This window comes from Paraburkholderia eburnea, from assembly GCF_002917095.1.
Classification (GTDB): Bacteria; Pseudomonadota; Gammaproteobacteria; order Burkholderiales; family Burkholderiaceae; genus Paraburkholderia; species Paraburkholderia eburnea.
The window spans coordinates 296,757-312,263 of the sequence record NZ_PQGA01000006.1 but is presented as its reverse complement, the minus strand read 5'-3'; the positions used below and the strand labels follow the sequence as shown (position 1 = coordinate 312,263).

Genomic DNA, 15,507 nt, shown 5'->3' with positions numbered 1-15,507 from the left:
CGTTGCAGCTATCGCTACGCTGGGTGATCGGGCTAAAAGTAGCTATGCAACTTCCATGCCGATGCGCGCAAAGTCCCGTAGTGCGGGTCCAGGCGGTCGTGCGCGGGTTCGGCGTGCGCTTTTTACGATGCGTCAGGCATCGAAGCGGACGGCGTCTGCGGCGCTCGACGCCGGCGAAGCACTAAATCGATGCGCGATGCCAAGGCGGGATGGGAGAAGGCGGGCTGCCATGCGCGAAGATGGTGCGTGCGGCCACGGCGATCGAAGGGGAGTTGGGGCGGTTCGGAATCGCAAGAGCGTTCATGAGCGACGAATAGGCGGCGACGAAAGACGAAGAAACGGCGCGATGGCTGGCGCCCGATACGCGCAGTCGACGGCCGCGACGCGCGTTGTGTTATTGACCTGAATAAAACGCGCCGGATGTTTCAATATGATGACAAGGGCTCCGGTAAACGCGACGCGGGCGTGCCTGCCTCGACTCGCACGCCCGCGTGGCCGTCGAGAATCACACTGCGATGTCCTTCAAAATCTCGCGCGCGGCCCGCACCACAGCATCCGTCGTAATGCCGAATTTGTCGTATACGTCCTGGATCTTTCCGGACTCGCCGAAACTGTGCATACCGATGAATCGACCCTCCGGACCGATATAGCGATCCCAGCCCAACTCGACCGCGGCCTCCACCGCCACGCGTGCGGGCGAGTGGCCCAGCACCGCGCGTTTGTAAGCCTTGTCCTGTTCTTCGAACAGCAGACGGCACGGCATCGACACGACCGCAGTGGGCACGCCTTCGCTTTGCAAAATCTCACGCGCCTGCACGGCGAGCTGAAGTTCGGAACCCGTCGCGAGCAAGGTAACCTGACGCGGGCCGCCTTCGGCTTCGTGCAGAATGTACGCGCCGCGCGCGCTGCGGTTTTCGCCGTCCGCCTCATTGCGCAGCAGCGGCAAGGGCTGGCGCGAGAGCGCGAGTAACGCGGCGCGGCGCGGCTGTTCCAGAATCAGTTCCCAGCATTCCGCGGTTTCGATCGCATCGCCTGGCCGATAAACCGCAAGCTGCGGAATCGCGCGCAGCGCGGCCAGATGCTCGACGGGCTGATGTGTCGGACCGTCTTCGCCAAGGCCGATCGAATCGTGTGTCATCACGTAGATCGTTCGCACCCGCATCATCGCGCTCAAGCGAATCGCCGGGCGGCAATAATCGGAAAAGCAAAGGAATGTGCCGCCGTAAGGGATCAGGCCGCCATGCAGCGCGATGCCGTTCATCGCGGCCGCCATGCCGTGTTCGCGCACGCCGTAGTGGACATACGAGCCTGCGTACTGGCCGGGTTTGATTTCGACCTGTTGCTTTGTCTTTGTGTTGTTCGACGGGGTGAGGTCGGCGGAACCGCCGAGCAACTCCGGAATCGCGTCGAACAAATGATTGAGCACATCGCCGCTGGCCTTGCGCGTGGCCATCTCCTTGCCGTCGGCAATGAAGGCTTGCCGTGCCGCTACGATCGCGTTCTTCCAGTTCTCCGGCAGCTTGCCTGCTGTACGGCGCTCGAAGTCGCTGCGCAATGCCTGCGGCGCGGCTTTGACGCGATCGGCCCACGCGAGCCGCGCGTCGCGGCCTTTTGCGCCCACTTCGCGCCACGCTTTCAAGAGATCGTCGGGAATTTCGAAGGGCGGCGAGTGCCAGTCGAGAATATTGCGCGCGCCCGCGATTTCGGCCTCGCCAGGCGCGTCGCTGTGCGCCTTCTGCGTGCCCGCCCTGGTCGGAAAGCCGAAGCCGATGATGGTCTTGCAGGCGATCAGGGTCGGCCGGTCCTGCGTCGCACGCGCAGTCTCGATGGCCTGCCGGATGGCGTCCGTATCGTGGCCGTCGATTTCGAGCACATGCCAGCCCGAGGCGTGAAAGCGTTCGATTTCGTTGTCGGAAACGGCGAGACTCGTTGCGCCGTCGATGGAAATCGAGTTGTTGTCCCAGAACGCGATCAGGCGTCCCAGTTTGAGATGGCCAGCCAGAGAAATGGCTTCCTGGCTGATGCCTTCCATCAGGCAACCATCGCCGAGAAAGACGTAAGTATGGTGATTGACCAGGTCGTCGCCGAAATGCGCGTTCATGATGCGCTCGGCCAGCGCCATGCCGACCGATTCCGCGATGCCCTGGCCCAACGGTCCGGTGGTTAGCTCGATTCCTTCGGCATGCGAATATTCCGGGTGGCCGGCGGTTTTGCTGCCGACCTGCCTGAAGCGCTTGATCTCGTCGAGGGTCATGTCCTGGTAGCCGGTCAGATAGAGCAGGCTATAGAGCAGCATCGAAGCATGGCCATTCGACAGCACGAAGCGGTCGCGGTCGAGCCAATGCGGATCGGACGCGTCGAATTGCATGAAATCCTTGAAGAGAACCGTGGCCACATCGGCCAGTCCCATCGGCGCGCCAGGGTGGCCGCTGTTGGCTTGCTGCACCGCGTCCATCGACAGGAAGCGAATACAGTTCGCCATCGCGCGCAGATGCGGGTCGCGAGGCGCCGGTACGGGGTGCGTCGGCGAAGGGGCAGGAGTCGCTTGCTCGGTCATGGGGCTTCCTTGTTCCGTGTTTGCAGACGTGCTGACAGCCAGGAGGCTGGCGGTCAAACAGGTGATTCAGGCGCAATTTCCATACCGTATCCCAAGGCGCGAAACGGCTCGCGCAAAGTGTCTGCGTGCGTTTTCGCTTTGGTTCTGGCTGAGCATTGGGCGGCACATCGATTGCGCTGTGGGCTGGCTAACCCTCAGGAGTTGCCATGCCACATCGAAACCGTCCCCATAACAAGACCCCTGCTGATCCCGGCAGTCCGGACGCCAAATCGCAAAGTCTCGAACCGTTTCGCGTGCGCGCCGACGGTGAAGCGCTGCGCACGAATCAGGGCGTGAAGATCGCCGACAACCAGAATAGTCTGCGTGCGGGCCCACGCGGCCCAAGCCTGCTCGAAGATTTCATCATGCGCGAGAAAATCACGCACTTCGACCATGAGCGCATTCCCGAACGCATCGTGCACGCGCGCGGTTCGGCGGCGCACGGTTATTTCCAGGTCTATGAATCCCAGTCGAAGATCACGCGCGCGGCGTTCTTGCAGGATCCCGCGCAAACCACGCCCGTCTATGTACGGTTTTCCACCGTGCAAGGCCCGCGCGGCTCGGCCGACACCGTGCGCGACGTGCGCGGTTTCGCCACCAAGTTCTATACGGAGGAGGGAAATTTTGACCTTGTCGGCAATAACATGCCGGTCTTCTTCATTCAGGACGCGATCAAGTTCCCCGACTTCGTGCATGCCGTGAAGCCCGAGGCGCCCGATGAAATGCCCACGGGCGGCACCGCGCACGACACCTTCTGGGACTTCGTCTCGCTGGTGCCGGAAAGCGCGCACATGGTGATGTGGGCAATGTCCGATCGCGCCATTCCGAAGAGCCTGCGCACCATGCAAGGCTTTGGTGTGCACACGTTTCGCCTGATCGACGCGAAAGGCCGCGCGCGCTTCGTGAAGTGGCACTGGCGGCCGGTGCTGGGTGCCTATTCGCTCGTCTGGGACGAGGCGCAGAAGATCGCGGGCAAGGATCCCGATTTTCATCGGCGCGATCTATGGGAGGCCATCGAGCGCGGGGATTATCCGGAGTACGAACTGGGGGTGCAAATTGTCGAGGAGGCCGACGAGCATCAATTCGGTTTCGATCTGCTCGATCCGACCAAGCTGATTCCGGAAGAACTGGTGCCGGTCAAGCTGATCGGCAAAATGACGCTTAACCGCAATCCGGACAACTTTTTCGCCGAAACGGAGCAGGTGGCGTTTCATCCTGGCCATATCGTGCCAGGCATGGATTTCAGTAACGACCCGCTGTTGCAGGGGCGTTTGTTCTCGTATACCGATACGCAGATCAGCCGGCTCGGCGGACCCAATTTCCATGAAATTCCGATTAATCGCCCTGTGTGTCCATTCCAGAATAATCAGCGCGATGGGATGCACCGCCAGACCATCAACGTCGGCGAGGCGTCTTACGAGCCGAATTCCGTGGGCGAGGGCTGGCCAAAAGAGACCACGCCCAAGGACGGCGGCTTCGAGAGCTATCAGGAGCGAATGGACGGCACGAAGATCCGTGTGCGAAGCGACTCGTTCGCTGACCATTTTTCGCAGGCGACGATGTTTTATCAGAGCATGTCGGAGCCGGAGCAAGCGCACATTCTGGCGGCGTATTCGTTCGAACTCGGCAAGGTCAAGCAGCCCGCAATACGCGAGCGCGTGGTGAACGCAATCCTCGCGAATATCGATGCGGATCTGGCTGCGCGAGTCGCTCAGGCGCTAGGACTGCCCAAGCCAAAGGCGGGAAGCAAACTGGGTAAGCCGAAGCCGGAATCGTCGCCCGCGCTGAGTCTGCTCAACTGCGCAAAGCCGGGCATTGCGACGCGCAAGATTGCGCTATTGAGCGCGCCTGGGGGCGACGCCGCCATGATCCAGCAACTACGCGACGCCTTCGCCAAAGAGGGCGCGACCGCGCTGTTGATCGCGCCAACGCTGGAACCCATCGGCAAGCTGGTGCCCGACGCGACCATCGCCGGCATGCCTTCGGTGATGTTCGATGCCGTTTTCGTGCCAGGCGGCGAGCAGGCGGCGCAGGCGCTCGTGCAGTCGGGCGACGCGCGTCACTTCGTGAATGAAGCGTTCAAGCATCTGAAGGCAATCGGCGCGGTGGATACCGGGCGTTTGCTGCTGAACGCCGCGCAATTGCCCGATGGCGCGGATGGCGTGGCGCAAGGCGATGCGGCCGATCTCAGGCGGGTGATCGAAGCGTTCATCGAAACGGCGGGGCAGCATCGCGTGTGGTCGCGCGCGGCGCTCGCCGAAGGGGTGCCAGCGTGATGTAGTCAAACGGACCCGGCCGCGCAAAAGCGCGGCCGACCCTCCGGGACCGTTCGGGATACTACCGGCGCGTAGCCTATTTCGAATGCTTCTTTGGAATCTTTGCGCCGGACTTGCGCGCCTCGTTCAATGCAATCGCGACGGCCTGTTTTTGCGGCTTCCCTTGCTTCACCTCTGTCTTGATGTTCTTCGAGATCGCTTCGCGAGACTTTCCCTTGCTGAGCGGCATGATCTTTCTCCCATGTGAACAACGACTATGACTGCGCAGCGCGCGTGCCCGCGGCGCCAGTCATGCACGCCACGCTACTTCGCCTTGGCGGCGCTCGCGGGTTCGCTGCGGATCATGCGGTCGTTGGTGGGTTGTTGGGGCTTCTTGACCGGCATGTTGTCGGGATTGGTCGCGCTTGCGGCGCCCGAAGCCGCTGTGGGTGGCTTGACCATCGGCGAGGCTTGCGGCGTGTCTTGTGACTGCTGCGCCTGTGCAAGCGCAGCCGCACTGGACAGCGCAAGCGCCGCAACGCGCATCACGGCACGGACCGCGCGGTAATCAAACGCCTTCATGGCTGTCTCCGGTTCGCTGCACACTCTGGTGGCGTGCGCGAATCCCGTGCCCGTCAGCCGATCTCCACCCGATTGCGGCCCGACTTTTTCGCGCGGTAGAGCGCGCGATCCGCTCGTTTCATCAGCGCTTCGACGTTGTGCTCACCGGCCTTGCGCGTCACGACGCCGATGCTCACGGTGAAAGGAATCGGCTTGAGACGCCATGCGTGCTCGAAATCCTGCCGCTCGAAGCGCAGGCGCAACCGCTCGGCGATGCTGTACGCCTGCGCGGCATCGGCGCCTGGCAGCGCCGCAACGAATTCCTCGCCGCCCCAACGGGCGAACACGCCGGGTTCGCCGGTCTGGTCGACGCCGATATTCGCGAGTACGCAGAGCACTTCGTCGCCGACGTCGTGCCCGTAGTTATCGTTGATCTCCTTGAAGTGATCGATGTCGAGAATGAACACCGAGAGCGCAACCTGAGTGCGCTGTATTTTCTCGACGAACTCCAGGAACTCGCGGCGATTGGGCAGGCCGGTCAACGCGTCGGTCACGGCCTGCTTTTTCAGGCGGTCCATGAGTTGCGCGCGATCGGTAATATCGCGCACGACCGCGGTGAATTCGGTGTGGCCGTCCACATCGATTCTGGAAATCGCGATCTCGACCGGGATGATCGAACCGTCGCGATGCCGCCCGAACACGCTGTTGCTCGCGTCCATGCGCGGCGGGTTCATCGGGCGCAGCTCCGTGAGCGGCGATTCGGCGAACTTTCGCACGTTGCGTGAGTGATGCGGGCGCGCTGTTTCGGGCAATAGGGTCTCGATGCGCTGACCGAGCACTTCGGCGGCCGTGTAGCCGAACAGGTTCTCCGCCGCGCGATTGAACAGGGTGATGTTGTGCGACTGGTCGATCGTGACGATCGCGTCATAGGCCGAATCGACCACCGCGCGATAGCGCGAGGCACTGGCTGTTTGCGCGAGCGCGCTGTTCGGGAGCGCCGGTGCGATCGCTACGGTGGTGGCGAGAATTTCCAGCGGGGTTGCGCTGTCGTTTGCGCGGGCAAGCGGTGTCAGCGAATAGCGCCAGCAGTGCGCGCCGTCATGGGCGATGCCAGCCTGTTCTGCGGTGCTGGCCTGTGGAAGGGTGAAGCACGCGTGGAGCGCGTCGCGGAACCCCGCCCATGCGGCGGCCGGCACCAGCGTTCTGACGGAAACCGGCAGCGCGGGAGTGTCGGTTCGTTGTGCCTGCGCCGCCAGGTTGAAGAATTGCCGATTCGCGACGTTAGCGACCCAATCGCCGTGTGCATCGCGCCGGATGATGGCGATGCCCACTGCGGTGCTTTCAACGCGTTCAGGCGATGTGGGGGGCGATTCGGTCATGCACTTATCCTGCAAGAGCGTTACATGCCATCCGTCGGACGTTCCTCAGGTATTGTTGCATAAGCCGATTTACCGCAGCTTTCAGGCCCGAATAGCCTGAAAGCTGCTCGATGCGATCGCCGCCAACGGGTAAGGGGCCGCAAACGATCGCCTGGTTTCTTGTGGGTGCCGCGCGGCTTTGAGGGCCGGACTTGTCGAGGATAGGGCGAGCGGCAACGAAAGTGCTTGACGGGATGCCAAATAGCGCGTAAGTTCAATCTGCTAATTTTCTAGCTGTGTCTGTTCACCATTTGCTGCGATTCGCGGCATTCGTTGACCTATCCCGCTTGATTTTTGTATCGCCCTTTCGGGGGCGTGTGTGTTTTTATTCAGTTTTTTGAGGATTTTTTAGTGGAAACCGGTACCGTCAAATGGTTTAACGACAGCAAGGGCTTTGGCTTCATCACTCCGGACAAGGGCGGCGACGACCTGTTCGCACACTTCTCGGAAGTGCGCGGCACGGGCTTCAAGACCCTGGCTGAAGGCCAAAAGGTCAGCTACGAAGTCAAGCGTGGTCCGAAGGGCCTCCAGGCTTCGAACATCACCCCGCTGTAAGCTGTTTGCAACGCAGCCGCCTTGGGTTCGTCCCATCGGCGGCGCGAATGCCCTGTCTCATACCGTGGCGGCGTATGCCACGCGTATCTCGTGTGTCCCGCATTGGTGTCCACTGCGCTCGCAGACCGGACACCCTGCGGGCATACGCGCTCGATGTTCGTCTTTGCGGATTGGCTCAGGCGAACGCCGACGATCCGTGTCCCCGGTTGGCTCATCAAGAGCACGAATTGCCCTGTGCATTAGCACATTGCTTGTCGCGGTGTCGGATCGCCTGACTCTGGCGCGCCGAGGGCCACGTCGTTTCCTGTTCCCGACTGTATCTGCGGATGTTGCCGGCCTTCAGGGTCGCCAGTGGTGCATCAGGACCTGGCCGATGGCGTTTGTTCGGGGTCACTATCTGCGCTGCGCGTGAGCGCGGCATTGTGTATTTCAGGAGGATTGGATTTGGCGAAGGAAGAACTGCTTGAACTCGACGGTGTCGTCGACGAAGTGCTGCCGGACAGCAAGTATCGCGTCACGCTGGAGAACGGCGTTGTTGTGAACGCGTACGCATCGGGCCGCATGCGTAAGAATCACATCCGTATTATCGCTGGCGACCGGGTTACGCTCGAGTTGTCGGTCTACGATCTGACCAAGGGCCGCATCAACTTCCGGCACAAGGATGCGAGCAGCGGAGCACCTCGCCCCGCCATGCGCCGCCGGTAACGCGTCGGGCCGATTGTTCACGGATGCGCTCGAGCGCGCCACTCAGGTGCCGCTGCGCGCCGCGCACCGTGTTCATCCGCTTGCTGCCACACAATGTCAGTCGGGAGCCGAATCTGGCTTGATGGCTCGCATTGTGTGCAGGATCGTTCGTCCGTGAGCGTCACGGTTGGACGTGTTTTGCCCATCTTCTTGTTCCCCGTTGCACTCCCCATTCAGAATCTCCTCGCGGGCGGGTAATCCGTCTTGTCTTGATGCGCTTCATTTGCCGCGTGCGCAAAGTTTGAACGATGCCGGGGCGGGTGACGCAGGCGGGCAGGTGGGCATTCGCGACTATCGTGCCTGTTTGCGATTAATGCCCAACGGGTGACACCACCGATGGGGTCGCAAGCGTGTTATTGGTCTTCGGCGCAGGGGTTGGCGTCGAATTGTTGTTCATGCCGTTCGGCTGCATCGAATTGGGCGACGTCATGCCCGAGCCCGCGTCCGAATTAGTCGCGCCCGGCATGCCATAGCCGCTCGACGTGTCGTTCATCTGGTTCATCGCCGGGTTGGCCGTCGCGCCATGACTCGACGAGCCGCTGCCAGTGCCGCCGCTCGACTGCGCGAACGTGCCGCCGGACAGCGCGAGTGCGGCAAGCGCTGCGATCAGGGTGCTGGTTGCCTTCATCATGATCCGTTCCTCCATAAATAGACTGAAATATCGACGCAGGCGACTGCTGCCTGTCTGAACCCAATATGCGCATCCCGCGTGCCGCGCGCATTGAAAAAAACGAGGGTTATCGATACACCGTAATAAAAGAGGAGTGCTGCATAAAAATTACGGCGATCCAATGAAGAGGATTGTTTGTATGTGTATGGCGGCAGACGCAGTGGACGCGAGTACGGCGCACGCCCGCGGTGATCGCCGCGAGCATTCCGGCAACGGTGGTGGCGGCGATTGATGCGCTGCTCACGATGCGCCGCAACAAGTTAGCAATGCAGACAGTTTTTACACTGCGCGCAGATTGCGCACGCAGGTGTGCAGCAACAACTGAAGCGTTTGCGCAGTAGCCGGGGCAACGTCGTCTAGCATCGCGCGCTCGACCTGATCGACAGCCTGGTCGCAGGCATCAAGCAGTGTCTTTCCCGCCTCGGTCAAGGAAAGCAGAACAACGCGCCGGTTCATCGGATCGGACTCTCGTGCGACCCAGCCGTTGGCCTCCATCGTCTTCACGACCTCATTGGCGGATTGCGGCGTGATGAACGAGCGCTCGGCGATCTGTGCATTCGATGAGCGGCCACGCGCGCGCAGCACGGACAAGGCAGTGTATTGCGGAAGCGTCAGGCCGTGTAGTACGAGCGCCTCGGCAAGACGCCGCGAAATGACGCGGTCAAGTTGACCGATCAGATAGCTCAGGCGCATGGGTGGTATGGCGCGCCGCGTAGCTTCGGCGCCTGGCAGTGCCGGTGTACTCGCTGGGGTCGAGGCGGGGGCGACGGTGGATTTTCTGGCCATTGGCGATCAAAGGCGGTTTAGATGTGTAGGTATCAGATCGCATTTTACTGCATATATCAGGCAGCCTGATGGCGTCGTGAGTTATTGCTGCAGGATGTGACGCAGATAAATACCCAAACTCTAAAGACCGCGTTAGAAAATCTCCCGGATCTTTGCGACGGCGCAGGCGCTCCCCGCCTTGATGCGGTCTTTCTCACGCGTGCACGGCAGAACGGGAACGTGCCGTTTTTCTCGCGCTATTCGTCGTAACCTTCGAAGTCGTTGCCGGTACTTGTGCCTGCGCTTGCGCTTCATTTAACGCGTCGCTCAGCGATTCGGGCGACACCTGCAAGCCGAGGTCGGCAGCGGTGATAATCGGGCTTTCGGCCATCACCACGGTGCGACGGATGCAGTTGAATAGCTCACGCACATTGCCGGGCCAATCGTATTGACGCAGCGCCACCAGCGCATCGGCGGAAAAGCCGCGTATCTTGTGCTGTGCTTCCTTCCTGTAAAGCGCAAGCGCATGTTGCGCGAGCAATTCGATATCCGTATCCCGCTCGCGCAGTGGTGGATTGGTGATTTTCAGCACGCAAAGCCGGTGATAGAGGTCGGCGCGAAACTTTCCTTGCGCCACGGCCGCTTCCAGATCCACATGGGTCGCCGAGATAATGCGGGCGTCCACTTTAATCGGCGTATTACTGCCAAGGCGCTCGAAGGTGCCCTCCTGAAGGAAGCGCAGCAAGACCGCCTGACACGAATAAGGCATGTCGCCAATCTCGTCGAGAAACAGCGTGCCGTGTGCCGCCGATTCGATGCGGCCGATCTTCTGTTGCAACGCGCCTGTGAATGCGCCGCGCTCGTGGCCGAATAATTCGGCTTGCAGCAGCGTCGTGGGAATGGCCGCGCAATTGATGGCGACATAGGGCTGACGCCCTCGCGCCGAGCGGTTGTGAACCGCGCGTGCAGCGAGTTCCTTGCCGGTTCCGGACTCGCCGGAAATGAAAACGGGCGCAGCCGTGCGCGCACACCGGTGAATGCCGCGGTAAAGCTCCTGCATGGATTCGCATTCGCCGATCATGTCGAACTGGCCGGGCGCGCGACGGCTGGTCACGCGCTTCGTTTCGTCGGGAGCGGCGCTCGACGCATCGCGCAGCGTCGCGAGGCCATAGGCGTGGCCGATGGCGAACAGCAGGCTCGGCTCGGGGTAGGGCGACGTGATGAAGTCGTAGCAGTGATCGAGGATGAACTGACGGGTCGCGGCCGCATCGGACTGACCGGGCTGAACGAGCACGATCCACGTGATTTTCGCGCGCCGCAGGCACTTTTGCAGTGCGCTCAGTTGCTCAGGCGTGGCGTTATGCGGCAACTCGATCAGGCCGACTCGCGGCGCGGCCTTCGCGATCGTGACGCGCGCCGTTTCCGTGTCCGTGGGCACCAGGACAACCTGCCATGCGGCCTTCGTCAGCAATTCGACGATACGGCTGTCCGGATTGCTGGACACGTACAGGACCGCGCGCTCCGCCGGCAATGAAGCCGATAAGGTATCCATGTTCCCCCCGAACCATTTGGCCTGCTCACTCGACAACCCACCGTGTTTACCCGGTGATGCTCGAATTTTGTGCAGTGCCACACTGAGATCTACCTTAATTCAAGGCCGCGGCACTTTCAATCAGATCAAAACCGCATCAACTTTTAGCGTAGGGTTTGTTGCCCCTGTACTGCTGATATGACATTAAATTTAACGCAACGCTAGCGTCCCGCCGTGCGTGCACGCGCCGTGGTGCGCCGCCGCGCAAAGTCCAGCTTGACGACCTGTTCAGTGCGCGCGCCGGATCGCCTGATCGGCAGGGTGCTCACTTTGTTTCTCGCCTGATATCGCCGCCGAACCAGATAAACCGGGCGCCCCTTGGTCTCGTGGTAAATACGCCCGACATATTCGCCTACTACGCCAATCCCGACCAGCTCGATGCCACCCATGAAAAGCAGCACGGTCAGCAACGATGCGTAGCCCGGCACCGGATTGCCGAACAGCATCGTGCGCCCTACGATAAAACCGCCGTAAAGAAAGGCCCCGGCCGCGATGCTCAGGCCAATATAGGTCCAGCTGCGCAGCGGCACCGTGCTGAAGCTGGTAATGCCTTCGAGCGCGAAATTCCAGAGCCGCCACCCGGAGAATTTCGAATGGCCGGCACTGCGCGCCTCGCGCTCGTAATCGACGATCACCGTCCGGTAGCCCAGCCAGGCGAACAGGCCCTTCATGAAACGCCGCCGCTCGGGCAGCCGCCGCAGGGCGTTCACGACCTCCCGATCCATCAGGCGGAAGTCCCCGACGTTCTCGGGCAGCTTCACATCGGAGAGCGCGTTATGCACGCGGTAATAGAGCCCGGCAGCCGTGCGTTTGGTCCACGTATCGCAGGCGCGGTTGGTGCGTCGCGCGGCCACGACATCGGCGCCCGCGCGCCAGTACCCGATCATCACCGGAATGAGGCTGGGCGGATCCTGGAGATCGGCGTCGATCGGAATCACCGCGTCGCCGCACGCCTCGTCAATACCGGCCGTCAGTGCGGCTTCCTTGCCGAAGTTGCGCGTGAGGTCGATTACGCGTATGCGCGCGTCTTTTGCGCTCGCGCCGACGAGTTTGTCGAGTGTGGCGTCACTGCTGCCGTCGTTGACGCAGACGATCTCGAAGCGTATCGATGCGATGCTTTCCAGCACCGGCACGATTTCCTCGAAAAAGCGTTCGACGGCTTCGCCTTCGTTGTAGAACGGCACCACCATCGAAACAAGCGGCCTGCTGGTACGTGTGCTCATGATTCCCCCGGTTCAGCTTTGCGCGGCGCGAGGCTGCGTCTTTGGGTGCTGATTACTGTACTTCTTGATTCGATCAGACGGTCGCTAGCGACACTTCCGGCTCGCGCGTGCGGCGCAGGACGATCAGTAGTACGAGCAGCAGCACGATGGGGCCGACTTGCGGCAATAGCGTATAGCGATTGAACAATTCGTATAGCGGCAACAGCCACGCCAGCACGATGACCGTTTGTTCGCCGCGCAGCCACCCGGCACGCAGCCCCGTGGCTAGCAGCCAGGCGAGCGTGAGTCCCAACCATGCCAGTTCGTAGTGCCACACATACGGGTTGGAAATCAGCGTGGCCAGCGCGAGGATGCCGGCCCGCGCGCCGGCGTCGTGCGTTTTTCGCCAGATATGGCATGCCGATGCGATTGCCAGCGCGGCCACGGCGCCCTGGATTAGCCAGGCAATCGGCAGCGGCACATCGCCCAGCCGCAGCGCGGCGAACGATGTCGGCGAGGCAAGCCAGAAGTTAGCGCTATGTTCGAGGATGACATGGCGTGCGAGATCCGCCGCGAGAAACGAGAGCTTGACTGTCGGTACGCCGCAGACGACGACGCTCAGGCCCGCACAGACGATGGTGGTCACCGCGGCGCTGGCGAAGACGCGCCACGCACGCGTGGCGATCAGCACGAACGGGAAAATCATTGCCATCTGTGGCTTGATGCATAGCAGTCCGATACAGATGCCGGAACGCACGGGATAGCGCTCGACCCAGCGCACGGCGAAGACGGCAAGCGAGGCGGTGAGCAGCGAATTCTGCCCGAACAGCGTGGTGACGAACACGCAAGGCGAGGTCACCAGCAACAGGACGGCGAGGCGGGCGTTGCCGCTCCAGCGGGCCAGGTGCGAGACCGCGAGCACGCCTTTTATGTAGGCAAGCAGGCTCGCGCCGACGAAGAGCAGATACGAGAGCAGAAAGGGCAAAAGCGCTATCGGCGTGATGAGAAGGAGGAAGGTCGGTGGATAAAGCCACGGCAGGAACGAGTCCTTCCCGAAGCTGCCGAACAATGCCGCTTCCGCAGCGGAGAAGGATGTGAAGTTATAGACCTGCGCCGCCGTCCCATGCAGCATGACGTGCGATGCGCTCCAGAAGACTGCGAAGTCGCCTGCCGGTCTGGCCGTTCCCGCCGCCAGAAAGCCGTGCGTGACGCGCGCCCACAATCCTAGAAAGACGACGTAGAGTATGCACAACGCCACGCTGTACAAAATGAATCGATCATGCGTTAGCCAGCCTCGCACGCGACTCCCGGCGCTGCGCGCCGAACGAAGTGGTAATTCCATTGCCCCGCCCCCGAAAGAACCGCCGATCCGGAATAGCTTGTACTCCGGTCGAGCTAATTATTTAGCGCTGTCTTTCAATTTACTGATCGTGCAATCGCACGGTCTGGCGATCTGATCCCGGTTTGATCCCGGGTTGGTCCAATACGCCTGTGCGTCCACTCAATTGATTATGTGTAGAAAACGAGGCGCGATACAAGCCAGCACATTCCACCAGTTCGGGCCAAGGGTGGACCCTCGCCGGTTTCTACCTTTTGTGTCGGTCCAAAGCCGGCGCGATGTTTCAGTGTTGCATCAACCTAGACCGGCTTCCCGCCAGGGTGGCCTGGAAGGGTGTGCAAACCGGTACGACTAGAGCCTGGGGAAAGTCCTTAGAAGATAGGCTGAAGCCCTTCATGCAAAAGGTTCTAGCCGCATCGACGGGTTCGCGTCACCACAAAGCCGATGTATCAGATCAGTAACATTTTCTATTGATGGCCATCACCAGGAAAATATTGCCGATTCGCCCGTGAGCCAGTGTTTTCGGGCTAGTTGTGGAGTTGGCCCGGACTTTGCCTTGGACTGGTTACGCAGGTCGGCGGTATCGCGGAAGAAACAGGTTCCACCGGCTTGAGGCTCAGCACCGGCATAGACCGGATGCGAATAGAAGGCGAGTTAAATCGGGGTATAAAAATGGGCTACGGGGCCATTACACGCTTCATCCTTTCTCGCCGCTGCGCGCCCAGACGCTGGACGCTGGCCGCACGGCGGACTCTACACCTTCACACACCCAACGGCGTCGCGTTGCAGATGACGCCTCCTGTTGCGATGTGCGCCATTCCGGTAGCCGCGACACAGTCGTCCGGTTGCCCGGGTGGGACCGTCATGCCGCGTTGAGCCTGTTCGCCAGGTCTTTGCGCTCACTCGAAGTCGTTCACCCCTCATGCCATTTCGGCAAGGGATTTATGTAGTCATCCTAATGGAGCTGGTCATGAAGAACATCATCGCCAAGGCAAGCCAATTCATCCGCGACGAAGACGGCATCAGCGCTATCGAATACGCGCTGCTCGGATCGCTGATCGCACTCGCCATCATCACGGCTGTCACGTCGCTCGGCACCAAGATCGCGACCGCTTTCAACACGATCGGCGATTCGATCTGAGTTGCGAGGCGGCGGACGAATCGCTGCTCGCGATTCGTCCGCTCCTCCTGGGCACGGGCATCGAACACGAGACGAGGGACGCGATGTTTGTCGAACACCTTCCAGCGCAACCCATTCCGCTGTGCGTGGTCGTGCTGGCCATCGTGACGGCCAGCACGGATCTCGTCGCGCGGCGCATTCCTAACCGCATCGTGCTGGGCGGTCTGATCGTCGCCCTGATCACGCAAGTCTGGTTGCTCGGCCCGCGAAGTGGCGGCGCAGCCTGGATCGAAGGCGCGCTTGTCGGCTTCGCGCTGCTATTGCCGTTTTATCTGGTGCGTGGGATGGCCGCCGGCGACGTCAAGTTGATGACGACGATCGGCGCCTGGGTCGGGCCAGCCTTCGCATTGCATATCGTACTTGTGACGCTTTTGATCGGCGGCGTGTGGTCGATCGCCGTGATCGTGAAGCGGGGCAGGTCAAGGGACTTGATGCGCCTGATCCACAAAAGCTGTGCACGCTGGCTGCCGAACGCCGTGTGGATCGGCGTCGCGCCACAGGCGCAAGCCGCTCCGCTGGGCACGCTGCCCTATGGCGTGGCCATTGCGGGCGCAACGATCGGGGTGTTGTTCGCCGCGGTCTAGCCGCAGCCTCGCGGTCATACGGCCGCTACGCCGCCATCAACGAGGAG

The 15,507-nt window shown here is 61.4% G+C and carries 14 protein-coding genes; 5 read left to right on the top strand and 9 right to left on the bottom strand.

Going from position 1 to position 15,507, the window contains the following annotated elements:
* Nucleotides 1–505: 505 nt before the first annotated feature.
* On the bottom strand, nucleotides 506–2,557 hold the full coding sequence (gene tkt, locus B0G62_RS14780; RefSeq protein WP_103704942.1) for a transketolase: 2,052 nt from the start codon (nucleotides 2,555–2,557) through the stop codon (nucleotides 506–508).
* 206 nt (nucleotides 2,558–2,763) lie between these two features.
* On the opposite strand from tkt, the gene katE reads away from it, so the two are divergent.
* Nucleotides 2,764–4,872: a catalase HPII gene (gene katE, locus B0G62_RS14775; protein ID WP_103704941.1), complete on the top strand. Its 2,109-nt coding sequence runs from the start codon at nucleotides 2,764–2,766 to the stop codon at nucleotides 4,870–4,872.
* Nucleotides 4,873–4,948: 76 nt separating this feature from the next.
* Here the strand turns inward: katE and B0G62_RS31650 are convergent, their stop codons facing one another.
* The 3 genes from B0G62_RS31650 to B0G62_RS14765 all read right to left on the bottom strand — a co-directional run bounded on the left by B0G62_RS31650 (nucleotide 4,949) and on the right by B0G62_RS14765 (nucleotide 6,791).
* On the bottom strand, nucleotides 4,949–5,101 hold the full coding sequence (locus tag B0G62_RS31650; protein WP_167401256.1) for a DUF6496 domain-containing protein: 153 nt from the start codon (nucleotides 5,099–5,101) through the stop codon (nucleotides 4,949–4,951).
* Between the two features lie 74 nt (nucleotides 5,102–5,175).
* On the bottom strand, nucleotides 5,176–5,433 hold the full coding sequence (locus B0G62_RS14770; protein ID WP_103704940.1) for a hypothetical protein: 258 nt from the start codon (nucleotides 5,431–5,433) through the stop codon (nucleotides 5,176–5,178).
* Nucleotides 5,434–5,486: 53 nt separating this feature from the next.
* Complete coding sequence (locus B0G62_RS14765; protein ID WP_103704939.1) at nucleotides 5,487–6,791, bottom strand: sensor domain-containing diguanylate cyclase; 1,305 nt, start codon at nucleotides 6,789–6,791, stop codon at nucleotides 5,487–5,489.
* 390 nt (nucleotides 6,792–7,181) lie between these two features.
* On the opposite strand from B0G62_RS14765, the gene B0G62_RS14760 reads away from it, so the two are divergent.
* Nucleotides 7,182–7,385 (top strand): cold-shock protein, encoded by a 204-nt coding sequence (locus tag B0G62_RS14760; protein ID WP_027817624.1) that lies wholly within the window; start codon nucleotides 7,182–7,184, stop codon nucleotides 7,383–7,385.
* A 444-nt stretch (nucleotides 7,386–7,829) separates the two neighbouring features.
* On the top strand, nucleotides 7,830–8,090 hold the full coding sequence (gene infA / locus B0G62_RS14755; RefSeq protein ID WP_103704938.1) for a translation initiation factor IF-1: 261 nt from the start codon (nucleotides 7,830–7,832) through the stop codon (nucleotides 8,088–8,090).
* A 349-nt stretch (nucleotides 8,091–8,439) separates the two neighbouring features.
* On the opposite strand, the gene B0G62_RS14750 is transcribed toward infA, so the two are convergent.
* The 5 genes from B0G62_RS14750 to B0G62_RS14730 all read right to left on the bottom strand — a co-directional run bounded on the left by B0G62_RS14750 (nucleotide 8,440) and on the right by B0G62_RS14730 (nucleotide 13,699).
* A complete protein-coding gene (locus B0G62_RS14750; RefSeq protein ID WP_103704937.1) occupies nucleotides 8,440–8,760 on the bottom strand; it encodes a hypothetical protein in 321 nt (106 codons plus the stop codon).
* 318 nt (nucleotides 8,761–9,078) lie between these two features.
* Complete coding sequence (locus B0G62_RS14745) at nucleotides 9,079–9,585, bottom strand: MarR family winged helix-turn-helix transcriptional regulator (RefSeq protein ID WP_103704936.1); 507 nt, start codon at nucleotides 9,583–9,585, stop codon at nucleotides 9,079–9,081.
* 193 nt (nucleotides 9,586–9,778) lie between these two features.
* Nucleotides 9,779–11,116: a sigma-54-dependent transcriptional regulator gene (locus B0G62_RS14740; RefSeq protein WP_103704935.1), complete on the bottom strand. Its 1,338-nt coding sequence runs from the start codon at nucleotides 11,114–11,116 to the stop codon at nucleotides 9,779–9,781.
* Nucleotides 11,117–11,316: 200 nt separating this feature from the next.
* Nucleotides 11,317–12,378, bottom strand: a complete 1,062-nt coding sequence (locus B0G62_RS14735; protein ID WP_103704934.1) for a glycosyltransferase family 2 protein — start codon at nucleotides 12,376–12,378, stop codon at nucleotides 11,317–11,319.
* 73 nt (nucleotides 12,379–12,451) lie between these two features.
* Nucleotides 12,452–13,699: a glycosyltransferase family 87 protein gene (locus tag B0G62_RS14730; RefSeq protein ID WP_103704933.1), complete on the bottom strand. Its 1,248-nt coding sequence runs from the start codon at nucleotides 13,697–13,699 to the stop codon at nucleotides 12,452–12,454.
* A gap of 967 nt (nucleotides 13,700–14,666) precedes the next feature.
* Here B0G62_RS14730 and B0G62_RS14725 point away from each other — a divergent pair.
* Nucleotides 14,667–14,837 (top strand): Flp family type IVb pilin, encoded by a 171-nt coding sequence (locus B0G62_RS14725; RefSeq protein WP_103704932.1) that lies wholly within the window; start codon nucleotides 14,667–14,669, stop codon nucleotides 14,835–14,837.
* Between the two features lie 83 nt (nucleotides 14,838–14,920).
* Nucleotides 14,921–15,460, top strand: coding sequence for an A24 family peptidase (locus tag B0G62_RS14720; protein WP_103704931.1), 540 nt, complete (start codon nucleotides 14,921–14,923; stop codon nucleotides 15,458–15,460).
* Nucleotides 15,461–15,507: the final 47 nt, after the last annotated feature.